20 protein-coding genes are annotated in these 24,948 nt (G+C 58.8%); 8 read left to right on the top strand and 12 right to left on the bottom strand.

Annotated elements, in window-relative coordinates:
- Positions 1-125: 125 nt before the first annotated feature.
- Both GC165_00460 and GC165_00455 read left to right on the top strand, forming a co-directional pair.
- Positions 126-1,415: a hypothetical protein gene (locus GC165_00460; GenBank protein MBI1331330.1), complete on the top strand. Its 1,290-nt coding sequence runs from the start codon at positions 126-128 to the stop codon at positions 1,413-1,415.
- A complete protein-coding gene (locus GC165_00455; protein ID MBI1331329.1) occupies positions 1,402-2,190 on the top strand; it encodes a hypothetical protein in 789 nt (262 codons plus the stop codon). The genes GC165_00460 and GC165_00455 overlap by 14 nt, the downstream gene beginning before the upstream one ends.
- A gap of 180 nt (positions 2,191-2,370) precedes the next feature.
- On the opposite strand, the gene GC165_00450 is transcribed toward GC165_00455, so the two are convergent.
- The 6 genes from GC165_00450 to rpoN all read right to left on the bottom strand — a co-directional run bounded on the left by GC165_00450 (position 2,371) and on the right by rpoN (position 9,717).
- Positions 2,371-3,834, bottom strand: coding sequence for a M28 family peptidase (locus tag GC165_00450; GenBank protein MBI1331328.1), 1,464 nt, complete (start codon positions 3,832-3,834; stop codon positions 2,371-2,373).
- A 53-nt stretch (positions 3,835-3,887) separates the two neighbouring features.
- Positions 3,888-4,400: a hypothetical protein gene (locus GC165_00445; GenBank protein ID MBI1331327.1), complete on the bottom strand. Its 513-nt coding sequence runs from the start codon at positions 4,398-4,400 to the stop codon at positions 3,888-3,890.
- Between the two features lie 352 nt (positions 4,401-4,752).
- Positions 4,753-6,216: a hypothetical protein gene (locus GC165_00440; GenBank protein ID MBI1331326.1), complete on the bottom strand. Its 1,464-nt coding sequence runs from the start codon at positions 6,214-6,216 to the stop codon at positions 4,753-4,755.
- Positions 6,216-6,950 (bottom strand): methyltransferase domain-containing protein, encoded by a 735-nt coding sequence (locus tag GC165_00435; protein MBI1331325.1) that lies wholly within the window; start codon positions 6,948-6,950, stop codon positions 6,216-6,218. Before GC165_00435 ends, GC165_00440 begins: the two co-directional genes overlap by 1 nt.
- Positions 6,951-6,991: 41 nt before the next feature.
- On the bottom strand, positions 6,992-8,140 hold the full coding sequence (locus GC165_00430; GenBank protein ID MBI1331324.1) for a hypothetical protein: 1,149 nt from the start codon (positions 8,138-8,140) through the stop codon (positions 6,992-6,994).
- A 38-nt stretch (positions 8,141-8,178) separates the two neighbouring features.
- Positions 8,179-9,717: an RNA polymerase factor sigma-54 gene (rpoN, locus tag GC165_00425; GenBank protein MBI1331323.1), complete on the bottom strand. Its 1,539-nt coding sequence runs from the start codon at positions 9,715-9,717 to the stop codon at positions 8,179-8,181.
- Here rpoN and GC165_00420 point away from each other — a divergent pair.
- The 5 genes from GC165_00420 to pdxS all read left to right on the top strand — a co-directional run bounded on the left by GC165_00420 (position 9,686) and on the right by pdxS (position 16,600).
- Positions 9,686-10,723 carry a hypothetical protein gene (locus tag GC165_00420; protein MBI1331322.1) on the top strand — a complete coding sequence of 346 codons (1,038 nt, stop codon included), beginning with the start codon at positions 9,686-9,688 and terminating at the stop codon, positions 10,721-10,723. The genes rpoN and GC165_00420 overlap by 32 nt on opposite strands.
- The gene (gene lpxD, locus GC165_00415; protein ID MBI1331321.1) at positions 10,660-11,700 is read left to right on the top strand and encodes a UDP-3-O-(3-hydroxymyristoyl)glucosamine N-acyltransferase; all 1,041 of its coding nucleotides are present in this window, start codon (positions 10,660-10,662) and stop codon (positions 11,698-11,700) included. The genes GC165_00420 and lpxD overlap by 64 nt, the downstream gene beginning before the upstream one ends.
- Positions 11,697-12,500, top strand: a complete 804-nt coding sequence (locus tag GC165_00410) for a hypothetical protein (GenBank protein MBI1331320.1) — start codon at positions 11,697-11,699, stop codon at positions 12,498-12,500. The genes lpxD and GC165_00410 overlap by 4 nt, the downstream gene beginning before the upstream one ends.
- Positions 12,501-12,524: 24 nt before the next feature.
- The gene (locus tag GC165_00405) at positions 12,525-15,290 is read left to right on the top strand and encodes a hypothetical protein (GenBank protein MBI1331319.1); all 2,766 of its coding nucleotides are present in this window, start codon (positions 12,525-12,527) and stop codon (positions 15,288-15,290) included.
- A gap of 407 nt (positions 15,291-15,697) precedes the next feature.
- Positions 15,698-16,600 (top strand): pyridoxal 5'-phosphate synthase lyase subunit PdxS, encoded by a 903-nt coding sequence (pdxS, locus tag GC165_00400; protein ID MBI1331318.1) that lies wholly within the window; start codon positions 15,698-15,700, stop codon positions 16,598-16,600.
- Positions 16,601-16,639: 39 nt separating this feature from the next.
- On the opposite strand, the gene GC165_00395 is transcribed toward pdxS, so the two are convergent.
- From GC165_00395 to GC165_00380, 4 genes are all read right to left on the bottom strand, one after another.
- On the bottom strand, positions 16,640-17,455 hold the full coding sequence (locus tag GC165_00395; GenBank protein MBI1331317.1) for a hypothetical protein: 816 nt from the start codon (positions 17,453-17,455) through the stop codon (positions 16,640-16,642).
- Positions 17,452-17,865: a hypothetical protein gene (locus GC165_00390; GenBank protein MBI1331316.1), complete on the bottom strand. Its 414-nt coding sequence runs from the start codon at positions 17,863-17,865 to the stop codon at positions 17,452-17,454. Before GC165_00390 ends, GC165_00395 begins: the two co-directional genes overlap by 4 nt.
- 137 nt (positions 17,866-18,002) lie before the next feature.
- Positions 18,003-19,274, bottom strand: coding sequence for a serine--tRNA ligase (serS, locus tag GC165_00385; protein ID MBI1331315.1), 1,272 nt, complete (start codon positions 19,272-19,274; stop codon positions 18,003-18,005).
- Between the two features lie 442 nt (positions 19,275-19,716).
- Positions 19,717-20,859, bottom strand: coding sequence for a hypothetical protein (locus GC165_00380; protein MBI1331314.1), 1,143 nt, complete (start codon positions 20,857-20,859; stop codon positions 19,717-19,719).
- Between the two features lie 269 nt (positions 20,860-21,128).
- Between GC165_00380 and GC165_00375 the strand changes: the two genes are divergently transcribed.
- Positions 21,129-23,078: a hypothetical protein gene (locus GC165_00375; GenBank protein ID MBI1331313.1), complete on the top strand. Its 1,950-nt coding sequence runs from the start codon at positions 21,129-21,131 to the stop codon at positions 23,076-23,078.
- 197 nt (positions 23,079-23,275) lie between these two features.
- On the opposite strand, the gene GC165_00370 is transcribed toward GC165_00375, so the two are convergent.
- Positions 23,276-23,638 (bottom strand): hypothetical protein, encoded by a 363-nt coding sequence (locus tag GC165_00370; protein MBI1331312.1) that lies wholly within the window; start codon positions 23,636-23,638, stop codon positions 23,276-23,278.
- Positions 23,639-23,824: 186 nt separating this feature from the next.
- On the bottom strand, positions 23,825-24,559 hold the full coding sequence (locus GC165_00365) for a hypothetical protein (GenBank protein MBI1331311.1): 735 nt from the start codon (positions 24,557-24,559) through the stop codon (positions 23,825-23,827).
- Positions 24,560-24,948: the final 389 nt, after the last annotated feature.

Raw genomic sequence — 24,948 nt, 5'->3', positions numbered from 1 at the left:
CTGGATTTTGGTTTGAATCGGCGCATCGCTTCTCCGGCGTGATAAAAGCCTAGCATAGTCTTGTGTGTTTTGGGTCCCAAGTTCGGGGGTAGGATGGCGGTGTGGGGACGTACAATTTGCGGCCATTGATCCTGATGCAGGACAATCCGTGTCCGAATCGGCTGGGCGACGGGTTGCGTCTGCAGGATGTGGCGGACACGGTGGCCGGGGCGGCGGTGGGCAACGAGGGGCCGTTTACGATCGGGGTGTTTGGGCCGTGGGGGACGGGCAAGACGTCGCTTTTGAACCTGGCGCGGGAGATGGTGGATGGGTACGGGCAGAATTCCACCGTCACGGTTTGGTTCAACGCCTGGCAACACGAGCGGGAGCCGGAGCCGTTGTTTGCGCTGATCGCGGCGATGGTCAACGCCATTCGGAACAGCGACTCGAAGGCGCAGACTAAAACCGAGATTTTAGGTCAGATCAAGGCGGCGATCGTGGCGATCGCCAAGTCGATGAAGATCAAGGGGGAGTTTGGGGTCTCGAAAGTGCTGAAGACCGGCATCGAGATGGACTTTGCCAGGCTCATCGATGCCTACCAGGAGTTGGTCGACGCCGAGCTGGTTCTCCCGTTCGAGTTGGCCTATGCTGATGCTTACGAGACTCTAACCACAGTTTCGAAGAATGGGCAGTTCAAGATCGTCGTGTTCATCGACGACCTGGACCGGTGCGACCCAGAGAAGGCGGTGCATCTGCTGGAGTCGATCAAGCTGATTTTGAACCAGCGCGGGTTTGTGTTTGTGCTGGCGCTGGCGGACAACGTGGTGACGAAGTACCTGCAGTACGTTTACACGGATAAATTCAAACTGGACCCCGAGCGGCAGTGGGGCGAGTCGTATCTGGAGAAGATCGTGAACCTGCCGGTGCGGGTGCCGTCGCACCGGGCGGTGTTTGTGAAGTACGCGCGCGAGCAGGTGGTGAAGCTGGCGGCGCGGCACGAGCTTTGGAAGCCTGCACTCGGAAATCGGACGCTGGTGGAAACTGAGGAGCAGGTTCGCGGGAGCCTGTTTATCGAGAGCGATTTGCCTGGGGGCCAACTGGTGGCGAACACGGCTAAGGCGGGCGAATTCTCGCCGGAGCTGTTTACCCTAGCGTCGATTTACGAGCCTTTGGCCTCGGGAGCGAACTACAATCCGCGGCAGTTTGTGCGTTTGGCCAACAGCTACTTGGTGAAGGCGCGGCTGTGGCAGAGTCAGCAGAAGTTGGACGGTTCAGACGCTTTGATCCTGGCGACGGACGCGATTTTGGAGGCTCGCCTGACTCCCGACGAAATGCAGACGTTGGCGGACGACGACGAGCTTTGCGTGCAAATATTTAAGGCTTTGCGAGGTATCATTGAACTTCCTAAGGCGGATTCGGACGGTGGCGCGGTCTAACGTGGATTCGGAAGGTAGCGCGGCTGACTCGCGTCTGGCGTTGATGACGCGCGTGGTTCGCATGTTGTCCGACCCAGCCCTTAAGCCTTTGGTTGATGCGCTGTCGGAGCACTCCAAGGACAACTGGTTCACCGACGGCGGCAAGCGAAAGGCGGTGCGCCGAGTGGCGGCGAGCCAGGTGGTGGCAGCGGCGCTTTCGCTCCATCCCGAGATCGAGATCGAGGTTCGTCGGGCGCTGAGGCTAGGTGAAGATATTGTGGTTTCTCAGGCTCATTGCGACGATATCGAGGAGCTGAAACTGGCTTCGGTGGGGTTGGGTACCGAGGATATGCGGGCGCTCGCGACGCGGTTCCGCAACCTGAAGCGGCTCCACCTCGAGTACAACAAGATCGGCGACGCGGGGGTCGAAATCCTGGCGGGCTCGGCGCGGCTTTCGAACCTGTCTCTGTTGTGGCTGACCGACTGCGGGTTGACGCCCGCGGGGGTTGGGTTCTTGGCGAGTTCGGCTTACCTGAAGAACCTTGAGCGGCTGGGCTTGGCCCAGAACGGGGTTGAGACGAGCGGCATGGCCAGTATCGCCAACTCGGCGAATTTTGGCGAGCTTCGAGCTCTGAACTTGCATGAGTGCGGCCTGAAAGATGCGGACATTCGAACCTTGGCGGACTCCAAGGGCTTTCCTAAGCTGGAATACATTCAGGTGCGCGGCAACGACGTTTCGAAGGAGATGTTGGGGCGTGTGAAGTCGAAGTTCCCAGGCATCGAGATCGACCGCTGAACCTGATTCCAGATTTTTATGTGGAATTCCGTCTGCTAAAACGGACGATTTTGGTTGGTGCAGGTTCGCCGCGTATCATATTTCCGTGGGCGATCAGTACAGGGGCGAGGGAGGTGTGAATGCGGGGAACTCCGAGCCGTCCTGCCTAAACTTGAAAGCTCCCCAACTGAAACCTAATGCTCACCGATCCAGCGGCTTGTCCACCTTCGGTCGAGTCGCCTCATTCGCAACCGTCACGCCGGTCACGAACACCGTTCGCGCCACATTCTGCATCTTGTTAAAGTCGATCTTCGACACCTCATCGCCCACGCGGTGGTAGTCCTCGTGTTCGCCGTCGAACCAGAAGCAGATCGGAATGCCGTTCTTGGCGTAATTGTAGTGGTCGCTTCGGTAGAAGAATCGGTTCGGGTCCTTCGGGTCGTCGTACTGCTTGTCGTAGTCGATCTTCAGGTACTTGGCATTGACGCCATGCACGATCTCGCCCAGGCGAGTCGACATCATGGTCGTGCCGATCACGTACACCGCGTTCGGCCCGGTCAGGGTTTTGTTCAGTGGGTTCGTATTGCCCGCCGGCTTGCTCCGCCCGATCATGTCGATATTGAGTTGGGCGACGATGTTCTCTTTAGGCACCGTCGGATGCTGGTTGAAGTACGCCGAGCCCCACAGACCCTTCTCCTCGCCGCAGTGCCACACAAACAGCAGGGACCGCTTAGGTCGAGCCGGGGCCTTCAGTGCGGCTTCGGCGATGTTCAGAATCGAGCAGGTGCCCGAGCCGTCGTCGTCCGCGCCGTTGAAGATCTGATCACCCTTGAGGTTGGGGTTCCAGCCGATGTGGTCGTAATGCGCGCCGAAGGCCACGTACTCGCTCTTCAGCTTGGGGTCGCTCCCCTCGACGATCGCCACGATGTTCTGCGTGTAGGCCACGTCCATTGTCGCCTCCAGGTTCAGCGATGCGGTTTGGCCCACCTTTCCGACCAAATCCTTGAACGAATCCGAATTCATCGTCACCGACAGGGTCTGCGCTGGACCTTGGCCGTTGCCCTCGTCCGCCGGTCGATAGCCACCGCCGAAGCGTCGCATGCCGTCCACAAACGCCGGAAACGATGCTCGCGCTTGGCCCGAGTCGGAGATGATTGCCAACGCGCCGCTTCCGCGCAGGGTGCGCATTTCGGAACGCGCATCGGCGGCCAGCAAAACGACCTTATTCTTGACGTCCACCTGCTGGCCCGCCTTCTCGATGTACACCATCTCGCCCGACACCTTGCCCGACCCGCCGAACGCCACGAAGTCCGTCTTGTACGCCAGCATGGTGTCACCGACGGTCAGACTGCTCGTCGCTTCGTTGATGGTCGCCTTCTCCAGCTTGATCTTCTGGAAAAAGGTTCCGTCGTCGCCCGCCGGCTTTGCTCCCCAGCTCTTGAGGTTATAGGCGATGAAGTTCGCTGCGGCGTCCAAGCCCGGCGACGGCGTGTCGCGGCCCAGCAGAGCGTCGGCGGCAATGAACGTCAGAAAATCCTTCAGGCGTCCGCTGGAAATGTCGTTGGCGGCGGATTTGGCGGCCTCGTTGGAGAGGGTCTTGTCGGGGGCCGAGGTGAAGCCCACCAGCGCGACAGCGGCTAGAGCGAAGGTTCCGAGTCGTTTCATGGAATTTCGAACATCTTACCGGCTACGCAGGTGCGATAGTTCCGGGAAGCGTGTTAGAAGAATTTCCAGGCGTCGATGCACTCGCCGCGGTACAGCCTTTGGGCCACAACAATGGCGTCCACGAGAGCGAAGATGATGACCGGCAAGGCCATGTAGCCACCCGTGAGGCACGAGATAAATATCCCGCCGAAAAGGATGGTTAACCCTTTCGCCACTTGGCCGTTGTACATCTGCCCGCCGCCGGTCAACAGAATCGAAAATAGGGCCGCTAAGCCGACACTTTGCCCTGGCTTATAGATCATGCCTGGGTGGTAGCCATAACCCGGACGCGGGTATTGGCTGTAGCCGTAGGGCTGCTGTCCGTAGCCCGGCTGCTGCCCATAGTTTTGTGGCTCGTAACCCGGCTGATCGTAGTTCTGTTGGTGGTAGTTAGGCTGTTGGTAGTTTTGCTGGGGATAGACGACTTGCGTCGGATTGGGTTGGCTCGGAACCTGGATGTTCTGAGGTTGGGGAATCGTCGAAGGCGCAAACATCAGTCCGCACGACGCGCATACTTGGACGGACACATCACTCCTCATCCGACATCGCGGACACTCTTTGGTCGGAAACTGCGGCCCCACAACTCCTCATGATACGCCGTAGGCATGGGGTTTAGGTGCATGGTTTTGCAGCGGAGTGAGGCCAAGAAGTTTGACGCATCACTGGCAAACCTCAGATGAATTCGAACCTGAAGTGGTCCGAAGAGCAAAGCGACCCTGCTCATTATGATGGCGACAAAAGGGTCACCAATATTTGGAAACCTGCCGTACGATAGGCTCTCCTAGGAGGATATCTTTGCGAAGAGGTGAGGTAGAGAGCGATGGGAGCGACTTTAGAGTGGGCTAGAAGCCCACCCTCCCATAAAGCCTGAAGCCCAACTCACTTATACCGATAGATCACGTACCGCGGGCGGTCGACGAGGACGGTGCCAAGGATCGGCGAGGGCGTCTCCTGCGCGGACTTAATGAAGTAGATATATACCGGTCGGTGGTGCAGCGTTGGGGCCATCAAACCCAACTGCCAGAGCATCCATTGGCGGCTTCGTTCGATAGTCTTTGGCGTTCCAAAATTATACAAATCACGAAGATCGGGGCCGATTTCCGGTGCGTTTTCCAGGGGCTGCTGATACGGCATCGAGAAGAGATTATTGATGTAACAACTCTCCTTCAGGAGCAGGAGGCAGTCGGCATGAATGAGCGACGGCGACCACCCGGCGGGATCAAGCGGGTTAGCACGCATCGACACCATTTGGTACACCAGCGACTTGTCGGGAATGACACGCAGGTCGGCCTGAAGCTGATCGAACGTGGTGTTCCATCCTACGAATCGCTGGCACAAGTCGACGGTGCGAACCCCCAGCAAGCCGAGAACCACCAGCGGCGCGATCGTCACTTCTTCGAGGGCCGCGCCCCCGACCAAGATCGCCCAAATCGAGATACGACCCGACAAAAACGCGCTCGTCATGGCCATGTGCGGCAACACCAATCCGAGGGCCAAAAAGCCACCCAATAAGGCCAGACCCAATGAGTGCTTTTTGCCGGATCGGCGCATCAGCCACAGTGCCACGCCCACCACCACCACCCAAAATAGAAGGTCGCGCACCAGGTCGGAGAAGTAGAGTGGAAAGAAGACGTTGCGCAGGTGCTGGCCCAGGCGGTCGTAGCGGAACCCGGCGGTGACTGGCGCGGTGGTGCACATCTTCATGTACACCAGCGACAGCACGCTCCCAATGGCGAATCCGACCCACAGCCCCTTGCTGCGGTCGCGTTGCCACCAAGCGATGGCGAGCAGGGTCATGGCCCCCAATACGAGGGCGAGCAGATGGTTCAAAAGCAGGATGGGAAAGCCGATCGCCACCACCGCTCCACGCCATTTGGGAAAATCCTTCAGCCACAATTGGACGCCGACGAACAGCAAGGCCAGACCGATGCCGAAAAGGTAGTTGATGAACCCGAATCCGAGCACGTAGCTGTAGGCAAACAGCAGGCCGAAGAGGCCGTACGCGCTCCATTTTCCGGTCAACGCCCGGTTCAAAATCGCAAAGCCGAGGCCGGTGACTCCCACCATGTTGATGAGGAAAATCTTCATCAGCGTGAGGGCGCTCAGGTTGAAAAGATAGACCATCGGCGTGACGAAAAGGTCCACCGCCAGGTTGGGCAGCAACGCCCAATGCACGCGGTAGAACAGCCACAGAGAATGGTTCTCTTCCAGCGAAGCAAGCACGTGCAGGCGCGCGACGTGGTTGGGGGTGTCGACGCCGGGCACACCGTGGAGCATGACGAGCGGAATTGAGGCCACGACCCAAGCGAGCAGGAACCAAAGCGCAAATTTTTTCGGGTGCATCAGGGCTTCTTGCGGGTGCAGAACATCGCTTCTACTTCGTCGAGGCTGAGGGGTCTCCTCCCCCAATAGCCAGCGGTGCCGCCATAGACGGCATCGACCACGAATCCAGCCTGCTCAAGCAAATTCACCACTTCGGGCGCAATAAAAAGTCTTTCGTAAACCTGAACCTGTTTGGTTCCCGAGGGGAGGTTCCATTCGTCCATGTAGTTGCTCACCATCGTTGCCGGGTTGAATCGGCCATCGGCGATGAACTCGTCCTTCATCTGCCGGATGACCGAATACCCGTTGAGACAGGTTACGATCAGCGGCGCGTTGGGTTTCAGGTGTTTGGCGATGTTTCGGTAGATCGCGCTGTCGTGCGCGACTGGGTTCTCGCCCTTCTCGATGAGGCCAAGCCCACCTTCGCAAAGGCAGATCGCCCCTTCGAACATCTGGTCGAGGGCAAAGTCCAGGGCGTTGCCGTTGATCCACTCGACATCAAGTCCTTCGGAGTTGGCTTTGGCCTGCTCCAGCATCTTCTCGCTCAGGTCTAGGCCGGTCATTTTGAATCCGCGCTTGGCCAGTTCGATGCTGTGGCGGCCCGTGCCGCACCCGATATCGAGGATTGTCGCGCCCGGCTTTAACGGGTAAAGCGAGAGAAGAAAGTCCACCTCGGCGACGGTGTTCTTGGTGAACGGATTTTCTTCGTAGGTCGCGGCTTCGCCATCGAAGAAGTCCCTCCACATCGAACTCATATTAGTGTTAAGGGTACCTTTTTCGGTGATTCAGGTTCTGACTAATGCGCGGCTCCGGGCGGGACCCAGTCTTTGTCCATCGGCTTCATTTTGGATTTCCGACCGGTTAGTTCGCGCATGTCGGACCCAAACAAGAAAAGGGGCGTCGAGACGTGCTGTCCGAGCATCTCCGGGGCTAAGTGGACGATGAGATCAGAACTCGCCGGATTCGTCTGAACCTTTTGCTGCATGGCAAAAATGGTATTGGGGTCCGCACCAGATACATAGTTCGGCGTTCCGAAGTGCTTAATAAAGGCGGCCATATCCAACGCGTCGGAGAACAATTCATACATGCGAGATCGGAGGGCATTCGTAACGTTTGGAAGTTTTTGGAGGAACTTCGATGACACCGAAAAGTCCTGCGGATGGCGGTAGGCGATGGAGTTTGGATCAAGCTGTCGTTCGCCGAGCAGCATGTCGTAGTTGAGCGTCATCCGAAGGAGCTCCTTCCTCAGCATGGGTTCGAGTCGAAGAGGCTTGCTCAGGTTGGGCATACAGGCATCGATCACAGATCGAATCACCTTACTTTGCGTCTTCGAGCGAAGCAAATCAACCAATTCGTCGGCAATGGCTAGGCAAGCGGAATTTCGATCGATGAATGCCGACCACGAATACCGGCAGTCGAGAGTCGAAGCAATATGGGTCGCCAAAACAAGAATGTCCTTTTTGCGTTGGCCGTCTATTCCGAGAGGAACCTCGCGCGACCTTCCCACCAGTTGAATGACTGCCGATCTCATATCGGTTGCCATCTGATCGATCTGCTGTTCGGTATAGGCCAGCGGCTTGGAATCGGGATTTTTGGCCATCGCCCGGACAAAGCCATCGAGGTCCGGCAAGCCCTTGGCGTTACTCGCAATCAGGCTTTTTTCCGACGCTACCTGATACGCCAGGATGAGGTACTTCTCGTCCGCTTGGGCAGAGCCGTCATTCATCCGCGCGACGTTGTAGTCGGCTTCGGTGGGATACGCGCCTAGCTTTCTGGCGCGAAGTTTATTCGTTTCGAGGTCACCAGAGTATGTGCTCGTACTGTTGCGTGTATAGAAGATTCCCACCAGCAAGACCGCCACGCTGGCAATCGCTACCAGGGCGATGCCGATCTTGACCGTACGGTTTTCGGTAAAGACCTTGATCCTGCGGAGGAATTTCTTCACTCCAAAGATTATCGTCCAATCCGGCCGCTAATTTGGGCTTAGGCGGTGCGTCGTTTGCGCGAGCTGAGCAGTTTCGTGCGGTCTCGGTACTTGTTGACGGTTCGCCGCGCCACCTGCACGCCCTTGCTAGCGAGAATCTGGGCGATGCGCTCGTCGGAAAGCGGATTGTCCGGGTTCTCGGTCGCTAAGATCTCCTCGATCATCTTTTGGATGCGAAGCGCGGGCTTGAAGAATACGTCGAATGAGACGGTCTCGCCGGTCGCCAATTGCACGAATTTGCCCTGCGTCGCCCGGCTGATCGTGCTTTCGTGCAGGCCAATGTCGTGGGCAAGCTGGGTCCGAGTCAGCGGAAGCAGGAACGTGGCGTCACCGGTGGAAATGAAGCCGGGCTGATGCTCGATCAGATACTGGCCGATCTTCATCATCGTTTTGTACCGCTGTTCCAGGCACTCGATGAAGTTCGATGCGCGCTCGACGAAGTGGGCCACGTGGCGGCGCTCATCCTTGTCCTTGCGGCGGTCTTCCTGCAGTTCCTCCAGGCGTTTTTTGTAGTAGCCGTTGAGCGAAAACTCGATACTGACCGGACCCTTGACCGCCACTTCCCAGCCCTGCTCGGAGCGGATGAGGACGAGGTCGGGTTGAACGGCGGGTAGGCGGGCTTCGGAGGTCGCCGAGGACGACTGGAAGGACTCGCCCGGGAACGGAGTACAGCCAAGAATAAGGTCGAAAACTTGGTCGATGACGTCGGGCGTGACGCTGAACTTCTTGGCGAGCTTCATGTGCTTGCCGTTCGTGAACAGGTCGAGGTGGTCGCGGACGATGCGACGAGCAATCTTGCCTTCGAGAGTATCGACATGACGAAGCTGAAGTAGCAGCGATTCCTGAATGCCACTCGCGCCGACACCGGCAGGCTCACACTTCTTCAGTTGGCCGACTACGAACTCGGCCTCTTCGATGGAGCAGTTAGCTCCCAGAGCGATCTCCTCGATCGGCTCGTACAGGTAGCCGTTATCGTTGAGGCATCCCACCACATACTCGCCGACTCCACGCAAGGCCGAAGGCAGATTAGGCAGAAGCTGGCCGCTCACATGGTCGCCAAGCGTCACATCGGATGGGGCAAGCTCGATCCACGATGGGGTGTCGTCGTCGGTTGGAAGGCTTCGCCAAAGCTCGCGGTCGTCGCCACGCGGCTTGAGGTCGCGACCGGCGACGCTCTTCTCGATCATTCGATCGGTCATCGGCTCCTCTTCCGGCGCGATACGCTCCAAAGCTGGGTTTTCGTTCAACTCCGTCTGGATCATCTGCTCGAGTTCTTGCTGGGTCAGTTGCAGAATCTGACTGGCCAGCAGGAGCTTCGGATCGACTCGGAGTCCAGTTTCGAGTCTCTGACTATTTCGGTAACCGATATTCAAATGCCCACCCACGGGAAATGCTTCCCTTCGGTTAGTCTCTTGCCACAGTCCGGTGAACTTGTGACTGGTAGAGTTGCTAGCTCTGAGATTCCCGGGGGAGTCGAAAGCGGATGTACAATGAATCCAAAGGTGCATGCGAAACCTTAGCGTCCTCCTGATCTCCATCTTGGCCGTCGGTTGCGGTTCGAAGCCGGAGCGGGTGTTCGTGGACCTCGATAAGGTCGCGGTCACGATCCCCGTTAAGCCGAAGTTTCAGGCGATCCAGCCGTCGGTGTCGTCCGCGTCCTCCTCGGCACCCAAAACCATTCCCGGAGAGCCGGCGACCGAGGTCGAAAACTTGCGCGGCGAGCAGAAGCAGGCGATTCGGGACGAAGTCGAGCGGGAGACTCGTTCCGCCATTGCGACCATCACCGAGCGTCTACGTGACTACTATCAGCGCGAAGTGGACGATTTTTACGCCGACCAGCAGAAGGCGCTGGCTCCATTCAAAGAGAAGCTGGATCAGGACTATCTGGACAAACTGCGGGCGATCTTCGAGGAGTCGGCAAAGAAGCGCGGCCCAGTGCTGACGCGACTGTCGTTCCTGACCGAGTTTCCCCCTCCCGAAAAGCTGGTGCCGATCGAGGGCGAAGACCTGACCAAGCGCGAAAAGGCGAAGCGGGAAGAGATTCGTGACCTCCAGCGGCAAATGGCCCAGATCGACCGCGAGTACGACGATGCAGTGTCGAAGCTGGACGGCGGTAACGTCGAGGCTCTACTAAAGGAAGCCACCCGCCTGCAGGACCTGCTCAAGGCCAAGCAAAAGGAGATCGACGACAAGGCGGCCAAGGAGGCAACCCAACTGGTCCGCCGGTTCAGTTCTGGCCTGTCGGAGCGCATCTTCAGTCGCTACACATTTCAACTACGAGAAATACCCACAAAAACCGTGAACTTCCCTCAAATCGGAGCCCAGCCGGGGGTTCCGGGGGTACCTTTTGACAGAGCGCAGATCGACCAGGATGACAAGCTCGCGCTGACGAAGGAACTCGAAGCCTTTCTCAGCCTGAATCACTACGAGCGGTCTCCCAATCCGGCGGACTCGCGGGACGTGACGGCGGAATTTATCGAATGGAGAACCAACCTCAAGTCTGGACACTGGGAGAACTGGCAAAAACCCTCCAAGCCGAAATAGTCGGCCCCGCAGACTTGGTGATTTCGGCCCCGGCTACGTCGTCCTCGGCCAACCCCAACGGGCTCGCTTTTGCCGAGTCGCAAGAGTACCTCGATGAAGCCGCGGCGAGCGGCGTTGGCGCTGTCATCGTGCCGATGTCGGTCGAATCCTTTTCGAAGCCGATCCTGCGGCATCCGGCCCCTCGGGCCGCGTTTGGGCATCTTCTTCATCTCTTCAATCGGCCCTATCCTTTCGTCAGCGGTGTGCATCCAACCGCAGTAGTTTCCCCGGCGGCGACGGTCGATCCGACCGCGTCCATTGGAGCCTATGCCGTTATCGAGTCGGGCGCGACGATATCAGCTAGTGTGCTGGTGATGCCGTTTGCCTATGTGGGCGAGAACTGCACCGTCGGCGAGGGCTCACGTCTGTTGCCCCACGCGGTCCTGCTGCGCGATGTGACGCTGGGCGAAAACTGCGAAATCGGTCCGGGCGCAGTGCTGGGACACTCGGGGTTTGGTTACTACTGGGACGGCACCAAGCACGTGGCGATTCCGCAGGTGGGCGGTGTGACTCTCGGCGATGCGGTCGATGTCGGCGCGCTGACGGCTATCGACCGAGCGACGGCCGACGATACGTTCATCGATAGCGGAAATAAGTTTGACAACTTGGTGCAGATCGCGCACAACGTGAAGATGGGGCCGCATGGCGTGGTTGCGAGCCAAGTGGGCATTGCGGGCAGCACACGCATCGGCGCTCGCCTGACCGCAGGCGGGCAAAGCGGCTTTGCCGACCAAGTGACCGTCACCGACAACGTCGCGCTGAGCGGGCGGGCGGGCGTCATGAACGACATCCAAGAGCCTGGCATGTACGGCGGTGCGCCGAGCATGCCGATTCGCCAATTCCACCGAGTTTTCTCGCTGATGAGCGACCTGCCGAACCTGGTGAAGCGCCTGAAGGCACTGGAGAAGAAGATTCAAGAGCTGGAAGGGGGCGAATGACGTTCGTTCGTCGGACTGTGGTGCAGGAATGCGTGTTCGAAGGCTTGGGCCTCCATTCGGGCGAGCCGACAACCGTGCGAGTCTTGCCCGGCGAGGGAGGCATTGTCTTTCGGCATGGCATGACTTCGGTCGTGGCCGAGCCCGCCAACGTCACGGACACGTCGCGATGCACGACGCTCGGCGAGATTCGCACGATTGAGCATCTGATGTCGGCGTTTGCCGCAACCGGGATCACCGACGCGGTGGTCGAGCTCACCTATCCCGAGCTTCCCGGCCTCGATGGCAGTTCGGTCGCCTACTACCAAAGCCTGTCGGCGGCGGGATTGGTCGAGATCGGCGAGCGGGAGATCGAAGACATCTACACGCGAATCTTTCTACAAGAAGGCGACATCAAGATCGCGGTCGGCAAAGGGACCGGGCATTGGCGGTTCGACTTCATCACCGGCGAGCGATGGCCGGGCGAGCAGTCGTACGACTGTCCGACGATCGTTTCGTCGTACGGTACCGAGGTGGCTCCGGCCCGCACCACCGTCTTCGCCGAAGAGATCGAAATGGCTCAAAAGGCGGGGCTGGGGCGTGGGCTCGACGAGTCGTCGGTGCTGATTTTGGGCGCTCAGGGGTACGAAAATGAGGCGCGCTTTGCCGACGAACCGGCCCGGCACAAACTGCTGGATCTGATCGGCGATTTGTACCTTTCCGGCGTGCCCATCGATCATCTGAACGTGGTCGGAACGCGGAGCGGGCACCGCTGGAACGTCGAGATGGCGCGCCGCATGGTCGAAGCCACGCGCAAAGCCTAGACTTTCGCATATACTCACGCCAAGGTGCTTTCCCTCTTCGCCGCATCCGCTTTGACCGGCTTTGCGCCCGCCCGCGCGTGGATCGCTGGGTGGGGTGCCGCTCCCGACCTCACGTTCGCCGCCGACTTTAGCGGTGATGGCCGCGCCGACATGGTGGCCTTCGACCCGCGCGGTAACGGAAGCCTCCACATTCTTCCTACGGTCGATGGCTTTAAGCCCTCCGATGGCATGCAGATTCTGCCCGAGTTCGGCAAGAACTGCCAAGCGGCGGCAGTGGGCATCCTCACGCCCGGACAATCGCCCGTGCTGGTGGGCGTATTCGATGGGCAAACGGTGCGGCTAGCCAAAAAGGACGGCGACTATCCGCTGAAAGTGCAGGCGACCTGGGCCAAGCTTCCGCACAAGGTCGGCAATCCAGCGATGGCGGTCATCGAGGGTCATGTATTGGTGTTTTCGACTCGCGATGGCGACGGCTACATGGTCGATCCCGAAAATCCGGCGAGCCCGACGGCGGTCAGCGTGCCACGGGGCACAGTCTGGGTCGGCGATGCCGGGGCGGACCTGGTGGGCAAAGACACGAAGGGCGAACTATTTTGGCTAGATCGAGCCAATATGCGCCGTAAGGGCACGCTCGGGCACGAATCGCCCGGTTCTCAACCGGCGGCGATGCCGGGGCTGGTGGTCTTTGGCGATAAAGCCTGGACTCCCAAGGGTCTGTTCGACCTCGCGCCCGATGGTCTGCCTGCTGCCGACGTCCAGCGCGCGGTAGGTACCAGTGGCAAGTTCAATCGACCCATCATCTACGAATGGCGGCGCGGTAAGGAACTCGGCACCGGCACTCTCGTCGAGCTTCGGCGTGGCATCATCGAGCAGGATAAGAGCCTGCCCGACAGCGATCCTGAGTCCGATGCTTACAATCGCTGTTCCGGCAACGATGGCCTCCTCGATGGGTGGAAGCTGTACGGCTACCGCGGGCTCGATCTGAAGGCGATGGGGTGCAAGCCGGGCCAGGCGGACGTCGTCTGCCTGATCTCCCGCTTCGACGGCGTGAAACCGGAAACCCTCGACGCAGGGATCAAGCGGATCGAATCGTTTTACACCGGCCTGCCGTGCAAGAACGCCGACGGCACGACGGGCATTCATTTTCACCCGCTGCTCATCGACCCGATCAAAGGCGACGACGAGCGGCACGCGTGGCAGTCCAACCGCGCCAAGTACCTGCCCGAAAAGTGGCGAGGCATCGTTCACTGGATGCAGGTCACGCCCGGCGGTGGCGGACAATCGAACGAGCTTTCGGACGGCGGAACGTGCGGCCAAAACGCGCTGTGGGCGGTCTTCGTCCACGAGTTTGGGCATCAGCTTGGGCTTAACCACGAAGGCTTTTCGCCCGGCTACGCTTCGCCGATCTATACCAGTTTGATGAACTACACCTACAGCTATCGGTTCAATGATAGCTTGGAGAACGTCCATTACAGCGACGGCTCGTTCAGCAGCCTCAAGCTCCGCGAGGACGACCTCGATGAGACACTGCCGTTCCCGATGGAGAAGGTCAGTTTCCTCGGCAAGGGGCCATATCACTTCCCGCTGAAGGATGACGGTGACAAGACGCTGGTGGACTGGAACCGGAACGGAATCTTTGGCGAAAAACACGTGAAGGCGAGCATCACGTACGCCTATTCGATCTCGGGCGGCACGCGCGACGACCTCGGGCGATCGCGCCTGAAGACGGCCCCGTGGCTGTTAGAGCATCGTGGCGACGCCTACCTGCTTTATGGCATGAACGACCTGCACCCGGATAAGACGGTGGACCCGACGATCTCGCCCGACCGGCCCGGGCGGCTGGTGATCCGCCGCCTGCTTTCGAGCCGCACCGACCGGCGCAAGAAGTGGGAGCCCGAGACGGTGATCGAGTCGGGTGGCCTGGCCGGAGACCCGGTGGCGACCAGCTACGACGGCAAGATTTTGGTGGCATACCCGACCCAAGATGGCGTCGTTTCCCGCTGGGTTTGGGAAACTCGTGACGGGTACCAGATGTCGAGCCCGATCGTATTGGACGGCGATCCGAACCTGACGCCGACGATCGGCGTGTATCAAAGCCGCGCGTACGTGTTCCTCACGAATCCGGTCGACGGCAAGGTCAGCTACCGCATCTTTGAGCGTGGAAACTTGCTACCCGAGGCGAAAACACTCGAGTTTGCAAGCACGAACCCGGTCGGGCTGTGTACCGACACAAAGACGGGCGAGGCGATTTTGGCGCTGGCCCAAGACCAGCCGGAGGGGCGCACCCACCGGTGGCAATATCGCCGCCTGACGGCAAGGACCGATGGAACTTTGGTGCAGGCGTCGGGGCCGTTTTGGGTGGAAGGCGAGAAGGGCGGAAGTCGTGGGACCGGACGAATGATCGTGCTGTTCGATGCGAGCAAGGACGCGGGTCCGAAGGGCCGCGTGACGATCATCGCGAAGGGCCTAACGGACGAGAAGACGCCGTGGTCGTGCTGCTACATGGCACACGAAATCGCCGATCCGAACTTCCACGGAGGCTGGCTGGTAAAGCGGTACTACGACGAGTGGACGCAAAGCCGCTCGGCCCCAGCGGCGTGCTGGTTCGACGGCGACATGCTGTATGCGTACCGCTGGGTCGACGGCGGGCAAGGCGAGGGCGACAATATCCTGCACGTGGCGTATCGCGGCACCGGGCTTCAGCGGGCAACCCTGACGGACTTCGACGACATTTCGTACGTACGGGGTTTTGGGTTGGCGAACAGCATTCCGGTGTTGGGAAGAGAATAGGACGGGGGTGATCGACCACGCCAATCCCTGGATAAGTCGCCTGGTCGGTCGGAACATCGATGCTATCAACTAGCGGGCTCGAATCGACTATGCACGTTCGTTAGCAACTCAAATCACGAGGAATTGCCAAGCAAGGCGAGGACAGGAATCTCGGGTGGCGCCGGTAAGGATGTCTGAGAAGCGGGGAATTACTGGGGATCCGCTTAAGCCGATAGCTCTTCAAAAGCCCAGACTCTCTCCCGTCCGAATCTTCGAAATCCCGCGTGCCCAATCTACGTAATTAAGTTAGGGAGACGGTCCAAGGCACGGGCCGATTGAACCTGAAAAGGTATCCTTAAGAGAAAGAGATAGGCTCGCCCCTTTCCATTTCGTTTCCCGATCCGGCGAGCCAACTTAGGTTGAATTCAATGAGCATCGAAAAGCAGATTGCGGCGAAGAAGACGTGGCGTGAGAAAGTAGGTTTGGCCGAAATGCTGAAGGGTGGCGTGATCATGGACGTGGTTAACGCCGAGCAGGCCAAGATCGCCGAGGACGCGGGCGCGGTGGCCGTCATGGCCCTAGAGCGCGTACCGGCCGACATTCGAAAGGACGGCGGCGTGGCGCGAATGAGCGACCCCGAGCTGATCATCGGCATCAAGGAGGCGGTGACGATCCCCGTCATGGCCAAATGCCGAATTGGGCACTTCGTCGAAGCCGAAATTTTGGAGGCGCTGGAGGTCGATTTCGTCGATGAATCCGAAGTTTTGACCCCGGCCGACCACCACAACCACGTGGACAAGCACGCGTTCACCGTGCCGTTTGTCTGTGGCGCGCGGAACCTGGGCGAAGCGCTTCGACGCATCGCCGAAGGTGCGGCCATGATCCGAACCAAGGGCGAGGCCGGCACCGGCGACGTCATCGAAGCGGTGCGACACATGCGGACCATCCAGTCGGAAATGAAGATCGTTCAGAACGCCCGTGAGGACGAGTTGTACGTGCTGGCCAAGGATCATCAGGCTCCGCTAGAGCTGATTCGCGAGGTCAAAGCTCTGGGCAAGCTCCCAGTGCCGAACTTCTCGGCAGGCGGAATTGCCACCCCGGCCGACGCCGCACTGATGATGAAGCTCGGAGCCGAAACGGTGTTCGTCGGCTCGGGCATCTTCAAGTCCGGCAACCCGGCCAAGCGCGCCCGCGCGATCGTCGAAGCGGTGCTGTTCTACCAGGACCCCAAGAAGCTGGCGGAGATTTCGCGAAACCTCGGTGAGCCGATGGTCGGCATCAACTGCGACAGCCTGGAAGACAAGGAACTACTGGCCACCCGCGGCTGGTAACGGATTGCGATATACAGAGTGGGGCTCATTGGCCCCACTTCATCGCGTTGGTATCCTCACGGCAAAATCATCCTTCCCCTTTTTCGAATCGAACACGCCGTCGTCATCGGTCAGGTTGTAGCCGATGGAGTAGATGATCCAGCCATCGGGCGTTCTTCGGAGGCGCAATGGGCTGCCGTCGGCGTCGAGCCGGTGTCGATCTTGGAGCGGAAGACCATTATTCAGATCGGCTCCATCGAGGGCTCGGACCGCCTGCAGAAGCGTGCCGATCTGGGCGTGATATCGGCAGATTGATTTGACCAACCCCTCGATTCCAGGCGTCACAGAGTTCACAACCGTCATGCTAACGTCGCTGAGGTTTTGGAGCGATTGCAATCGCAGATGATACTGCCATAGCGCTTGGTCATCCCAAAGATTGGCTGGGTAGTTGGCCATGGCGTATGCATAATATTCGTCCAGCCTCGACATGCTTGCTCGCTCAAAACTCGGGATGAATCGAGCCGGGCTGCTGGGCGCTCCCGGAACCCCTTGTCTTGGCTTCAGTGCTTGCTGCACGTAGTTAAACGCTTCCCAGTAGTTTTGGCGAAGCATGGGCCGCAAGTCGATCGGAATGTCCATGATCGTGGCGGCATCGGACACGATCTTGCGATAAGCGGTGTCCTGACCGTGGAGGTTCAAAATGGCCTGAAGGGCTCGTTCAGCCACCATTCCCCCCGTCATCCTCACTAGCGTGAACTCTACACTGGGATCATAGCCAATCAGTACCACCAGTCGGGCCAATACACCGGCGGTGCGTCGCGTCTCCTCGCGGTTGTCTTCTTTAGCCGATAACTCCAAATGACCAGCCAGAATCACGACCAGATCACGATAGGGCAAGGTGCTGACGTATGGCGAAGCCTCGCCGGACCGAAAGATGAATTTCTGCGAGAAATTGGACTGGCGGCTCGCGCGCTCGACGACCGGAAGGTCGGCCGCGAACTTCGGCAAGCCTTGCGGGCAATGTCCTCGGTCTTGTCGTTGTAGTTGAAAGTGTCGGCCTTGCGGATGGTCACAAGGTCTTGGATCACGGGCCCAAGGGTCAACGCCGCGTTATCGGCATCGGGTACCGCTCGCATCCGCTCCAACTCGGCGTCCGACATGGGAAGCTTTGCGCGGAGCGCGGCGGCGTGGTTGCGGTTGTAGGCTCCGGCGGCCTTGGGCACGTCGGTGAGCAGGTAGGCGATGGCCACCAATCCGAGCAGGATGGAAAAAACGACGAGGGACACCTTGCCCACGACACCCCACTTCGACCTTGGCTTGTCGATTACCTCCACCTTATAGGGATAGACGTCGTCGAGTGGCCGATCATTCTTTGGGGGTGCTTAGGTGGGCTAGAAACCCACCTAAGCAAGGTCTCAGGAACCTAAATCGAATCTCGGCCGAAATACGGGGCCAGAGCGGGCGGAATTTTCACCGATCCATCCGCCTGCTGGTACGTTTCCATCAGCGCCGCAAACAGTCGCGGCACCGCCACACCCGAGCCGTTGAGGATATGCACGAACTCCGGCTTGGCTCCCGCCTCTGGGCGGAAGCGGATGTTCGCTCGCCGCGCCTGATAGTCGCCAAAGTTGCCGCACGAGGACACTTCGAGGTACTTCTGCACGCCTGGCGCCCACACTTCGAGGTCATAAATCTTAGTCGCCTTTGCGCCCATGTCGCCGGTACACAGTTCGATGACCCGGTAGTGCAGGCCCAGCGCCTGGAGGATCGATTCGGCGTCCTTCACCAGCGATTCGAGCTCGTCGTAGCTGGTCGAGGGCTCCACAAACTTCACCATTTCCACCTTATCGAACTGGTGGATGCGGAGCAGGCCGCGCGTGTCCTTGCCCGCCGCGCCTGCCTCGCGGCGGAAGCATCCCGAGAAAGCGGCGTGCTTGATTGGCAACTGGCTGGCATCCAAAATCTCGTCGCGGTACAGGTTGGTTACCGGCACTTCGGCGGTCGGAATAAGGAAGAAATCGTCCTGAGTCTTATACAGATCGTCTTCAAACTTTGGAAGGTTACCGGTGCCGATCAGCGACTCGCGGTTGACCACGAACGGCGGATAGATTTCTTCGTAGCCGTTCGCGCCGGTCTGGTGGTCGACCATGAAATTGAACAGCGCTCGCTGGAGCTTGGCCCCGACGCCGCGGTAAACCACCCAGCCGCTGCCGGTGATCTTGGCGCCACGCGCCAGGTCTAACATGTTATGCTGGTCGGCCAGGTCCCAGTGCGGTTTCGGCTCAAACTCGAAGCTCGGCTTTTGGCCCCAGTCGCGGATGACCGGATTTTGGGTTTCGTCGTCGCCATCCGGCGCGGAGTCGTGCGGCAGGTTGGGGAACTGCAATTCGACGTCGTGAAGCTTGGCCTCGATCTCGCGCTGTTGGTCTTCCAACTCGCCCACGCGCTTCTTCAGCTCGCCGGCCTTTGCTTTCGCGGCCTCTGCCTCGTCCTTTTTGCCCTGGCCCATCAACATGCCGATGCTTTTGGAAACCTGGTTCATCTCGGCCTGCGCGTTGCCGGTCTCGGTGGCGATCCGCCGGAATTCGGCGTCCACCGACAGGAACTCATCGACGATCGACGAATCCAGACGCTTGCGTTGGATTCCGGTCCGGACTAAATCCGGCTGTTTTCGAATGAGTTCTCGGTCGAGCATAGAAGCTCAATTTTAGCTGATTTGCATGCTGTACTCGATGCTTTTGGGGAATCCCTACCTCACCTCTTCGCCCCGATTCCGCTTTGCTCCATTTCCCTCGCTTTGCTCGGCGGGGTCCAACGACATGCTCCTACTGTCGCACGAAGCCCCTCTCCTCTTAGAGCCCGTCGCATCGCAAGCGAAAACCTGATCCCGGAGGGATCACAGCTGGTAGCCGGGCGGTCGAAGCGAGGTACGAGCGTAGACCCCCGGACGACTTCTAACCTGAAATGGTCCGAGGAGTCCCGACATTCGGGACGACCCCGCCATTATGGCGGCGACAAATGGGGTGTCAAATGTTTGGAAGAGCTGCCGTGCGACGGGCTCTAAGAGGAGAGGAGAAATGGTTGCCCGGAATCCGCTCTGCGAGAAACCGAAGAGGGAGATCGCTCGTCGGACTTTCTTATTTCGTGTCCGTCGGATGACTGCATAATCTTCCTTTTCGCACGATGACCCACAGAATAGTAGCGAAACCCAGTGACGGCAAGCCACAGCACGTAAACCCCAACCCAAGAATCTGAAGGTTCATTACCTGCCTCTGGGACAAGAGCGGCTCAAAGGCGCGTAAGTCAACGTGCGGCGGTTCCCGCCAATCATCCCAAAAGTGCGGATCGACGTCGGGGTGTTTACCCTGAGCGACCTTGTTTCGAATGTACTCAGCCATCGCTCCTCGGTACTGCTTGGCATTCTCGACCAGGGCGGCATATTGCCGATTGGCGACTTTCACATCGAAAGGAATATAGGCGAAATCCACCTTATTAAAGCCAACGAAGTTCGGGTGGGTTTTCCAAGTCTCCTCGGCACGCCTTCCGGCGAAGTCCAGAAGGTACCCACTCTTCAGATCGAAGGTGCCGTATAAAGCGAAAAGAAGATCGGGCGAATCGGGTCCGCCACCCATCATCATCATGCCGATGATTCCCTTTTGAGTCTTATCGATCCCGTTCTTTTCGATGAATTTCTGCCATTCGGAGTAAGCCGCTTCGCTCACATCGCGAGAAACGACATAGATATCACCATATGGACCCCTCTTCTCCGTGTCATCGTAGGGGCCCTTGGATGCCCGCACCATCTCGATCAGCTTTAATTGGACGATCTCGCGGCCAAAGTGGGCGTTAGGGTTCAGTTCAAGGCACTTCTTCAGGTGGGCGATGGACTTATCCAGCAGGGACCTGTCTTTATGGTCCTTGCCGCGAACCCAGGAGTGCGCCTCGATGGTGCCGAGGTTAGCGTAATATCGATACTCGTGGTCGGCGTTGGGTTGCAGGGCCAGCGCCTTGGCCTTCATCGCCGCGTAATGAAAAGCCGACGCGTCATCCCCCAATTTGTCGTAAGCCACGATCAGGTTGTCCAGCTCGTCCAGGTTGTCGGGGTCTTTGGCGACAATCGCCGAGGAACGGCGAACGCGAAACTCGTAATACTCTTTCGGGTAAACGGGTACTCGCCCCACGATAGCGTCGAGCACATCGGGCAGTCCCCGAGCCTCGTTGGAGAGCGTGTCGTAATCCCACAAGCAAGCCGAGGACCACGCCGAAGCGGCGAAAAACAATCCACACGCTATCCGCCTTTTCCACATCTTTTCCCCTATAACGCTTTCTAAAACCGAAATGTCGCGCTTGATATCGGCCTTGCACCCTTGCCAGAGCGAGCCTCGAAAGGTAATAATGAGCCTGTGGCATTGTGCCACAGGGGAATATTGGAATTCGAATAGGTCGGATCGAGTCTCATAAGAAACTTAGGAAAGTGTGAGAAACGGCCCAGCCTGCGCGAAAGAAAGGTTCCCCGAAATAGGAAATAGAGGAGAACTGAAAAAGCAGCATGAAGCGAACTTATAAGTACGCTCTTTCGGTAGTCCTTGGGCTCGGTATGGCTGTTCCTGCCTTCGCCCAAGATGGCTTTCCGGATGTAAAGGATACACATTGGGCGGCCGACAGCGTGAACAAGCTGAAGCTTGAGGGATTGATCCACGGCGACAGCGACGGGAACTTCAACGGCACCCGCACCATGACCCGTTACGAGGTCGCGTCGATCGTTTACGCGGTTTACGCCAAGCTCGTCGGTTTCAATAGCGACGTTGAGAAGAATCTCAAGGCGCTGGAAGCCAAGATCAACTCCGTCGGAGACGGCGGCAGCGGCAAAACCGTTGACCTTTCGGACATCAAGACCGGCCTGGCCGATCTGCAGAAGCAGGTTGGCGGCATGAAGGAGTGGAGCAGCGACTTGGCTCAGCTCAAGAAGATGGCCTCGGCTTACTCCAACGAACTGAAGTCGCTAGGCGTCGACGTCGAGTCGATGAAGAAGAACATTTCCGACCTCGCCGCGCGAGTTTCCAAGCTCGAGCAGGCTGGCGGCGGCATCCAGATCACCGGCGATGCCAACTTCTTCATGGCGATGGCTTCGCAGGCTACCGGCTCGACTGCGGTGGTGAACCAAGACGGCCAATACCTGCAGAGCTTCGGCACGGGCGGTGGCTTCGACAACCTCATCACGATGCACGAGTTCGGTGTGAAGATCACCGATCCGTCCTCCAAGATTCCGTACAAGGCGGAAGTCGTGGCGACGAATATGCTCAACTCGTCCACCGGTACGGGCTTCGGCGTGCAGTCGTACAACCCGACGGGCGCTGGTTCTGTCATCTCGTCCAGCGGCACTTCGGTGTACCTGCACGAACTGACGGCGACGCTCCCGCAGTGGAACCTCTCCGTTGGCCGACAGGGCCTGAAGCTTGGCAACTACATCCTCAGCCGACCGGACACCACCTCGTTCTACAAGAACAGCCGGTGGGATGACCACACGTGGCGAATGGATGGCGGCGTTCTGGCCTTCGGTCAGGGCGGCAAGCTGTTCTGGGGAACCCTGAACAACACGACGACCACCGGCGGATTCAACGTCCAGCCGATGCAGCTCACCACGCTTGGCGTTCAGCGAGTCATGGGTGGATCCTATGACTTCAAGTTTGCCGAGGACAAGGGCGGCGTCACCGCTTCCTACGTGGACTTCGACGGTTCGCTTGGCGTAAACGTCAACTTCCTGCAGGATGGCACGGCTCAGCCGCAGGGCATCGTTCAGCAGTCTGGCATCACCCGATACAACGTCTACGGCGCTGATCTGCACTTCAATGCGGGCAGCTTCATGCTGGAAGGCGGCGCGGGCAAGTCGGTCGCTTACGGCATCGCCGCAAACAACAACGATCTGACGTCTTCGGGCTCCGGCTCGGATACGCAGAACCTCGACACGCTGGTGGATACCGCCAACGGTCGATGGAACGTTGCACTGAGCACGCACTCGGACAGCTACGGCCTGAAGCTCGGCTACCGAAACGTCGAAACCAACTACGTCGCTCCGGGTGACTGGGGCCGCGTGTCGGTCTTCCGCAACCTGACCAACACCAAGGCGCTCTCCGCCTATGGTATGGCCAAGCTGTCGGACAAGCTGCACATCCACGGTTCGTACGAGAAGGGTGACGCGATCACCGGTACCGGCGACTACAAGATGTGGAAGGCGGGCTTCGGCTACGAACTGACCCAGAAGTGGGGCATGATGGCTTCGTACGAAGATACGAAGTTCAAGAGCGGCTTCCAGGGCATCGCCGATGGCGCTGAAAGCAAGTTCACGACGGTCAACCTTGGCTACGACATGGGCGAGCACACGATGTTCAACCTGTTCTGGCAGAACGGCGACCTCAACAACATCATCACCACGGTGAACGGCATCGGAAACGCGCAGAAGGGCTCCTTCTACGGCGCGCAGTTCTCGGTCAAGTTCTAAGCGGGATCAGATCAAGAGGGTCAGGCGATTTTCGCCTGACCCTCTTTTTTTGTTTGGGCTCCATTGCGTCACGCTCACAACTCCCAGCTAGAGTCCATAACCTCAATTCTGCTTCATCTCCGGCAAAAACCCGCAGATTCCACCGATTCATGATTGAGCACGAGTCCGCTCGCCGTTCGGTTCGTGGAGCCATCCCGTCAGCGCAAAGTCGAAATCGCAATAAATCCGCCACTTATCGCCGGGTGCCGACGAAGAGACTCGGTCCTGGCATCGTCCGACAAAGTCTTCGAACTGGGAACGACGGATTTGAAAATGAACGCGCCAATGATGACCACCGCCAAGGCCATGATCGCCAGGTAAGGCTTGCGATTCGCGGGTGCCTGCGCTGTCTGCGCCGGACCGGTCTGCATTTGGCCGGCCATCGGGTTCCCCCCGCTAAACATCTGCGTCTGATTCGGAGTCGGACTACCGCCACCGAACATTTGCGTTTGGTTCGGGGTGGGCGAAATCGGTGCCGCGCCAAAAGCCTGGGTCTGATGAATCGGCGAACCAGGATTCACGGTGGATATTGTACGACAACGAAGGGCAAAGGGCCATGAGCCTTGAGCCTCAAGCCACAAGCTTCAAGCCGCAAGAGAGGTTCAGCCTCTTTGAGAAGTGCGTTTCACAGGGCGCTCTGCACTCTGCACTTGCACACTGCTCTGTGCCCTCTCCCAACTCCCAACTGCCAACTAGAAGCTAAAAGCTCACCACCCATTTCTATCCGACTGGCCGCCGCCACCGCCGCCGTCATCCGCCGGCGCATAACCCTTCTCCCATCGCTGCTTAAAGTCGATCTGCGACTTCTGGCCAAAGTCGTCGATCGCCTTAATGATCAGCCGACCACCGGCAGAGATCTTCACGTGCGCGGCCTCGCCTGGCTGGAGCTTCACGTTGGCCCAACCGCCCAAGCCCGGGTCTTGGTCGTCGCCATGAAACCGAACATAGATGTAGGCTCCCATCGTTGGGCCGGGAACCAGCGGAGACCGCTTCTCCGGCGGAACGTCGATCTCACTGCTGAGGCTCACAGCGAAGGGGTGTGACGAGTTGTTTTCCAGCCAACCCACCGTTGAATCACCCTTATCGGCTGAGCCTGACCACGTCATCACCAGGCCGTTGTTCACCGCCACCAGCTTGTAGCCAAGGTAGCCCAAACCGGACAGCGCCAAAATCACCACCAGCCACGTGATCAGCGACCGCGTACTCGGCCGCTGATGCCACGCCTCGCGGCCGTATCCGTACGCCGGTCCAGGCTGCATCGGCGCCTGGTACGGCTGATTCATCTGGGTTTGGCCCATCTGGGGTTGCCCCGCCATCGGCTGAGCCGCATTCGGCACGAACTTCGTGCTGAACAAATGCCCGCAGGTCCCACAGACTTGGGCGTCCAAGGTGCATTTCATCCGGCATCGCGGGCACTCCTTATAGGGCGCGGACGGGATCATTCGTCCATTTTACGATGCGAATCGAGCATCATCAAGGCACCCAAACCATTATCTTCGTCCTTTTCTTCGGGCTCGTCCGGAAAGAGGTCGACCATCCACGACCATGAGGGCTCTGGCAGGTCCAGATGCTTCCGTTCTGGCAACTCAACTATACAAGTGCGCAGGATTCATCTGCGTTTTCGTTAGCCAGACTTATCTCGCCTATTTCATAGGCATAGCAAAGTACCCACCGAAGGAGGAGTCCCAGTGCAAAGACACCTCAGGGCACGTTTACGACGTGAATTTGCTGAACTTGGAAGGTGTGCGTCTCGCCCGCCAAAACTTAAGGATTGAAGCTAAAGCCTTCATTCGAGTTGACAGCAGACCGAAGGTTGAGGCCCTTTGTTGTC

The organism is Armatimonadota bacterium (genome assembly GCA_016125185.1).
Classification (GTDB): domain Bacteria; phylum Armatimonadota; class Fimbriimonadia; order Fimbriimonadales; family Fimbriimonadaceae; genus Fimbriimonas.
Note: the sequence above shows the minus strand (reverse complement) of the source record. Positions and strands in the feature narration are given on the sequence as shown.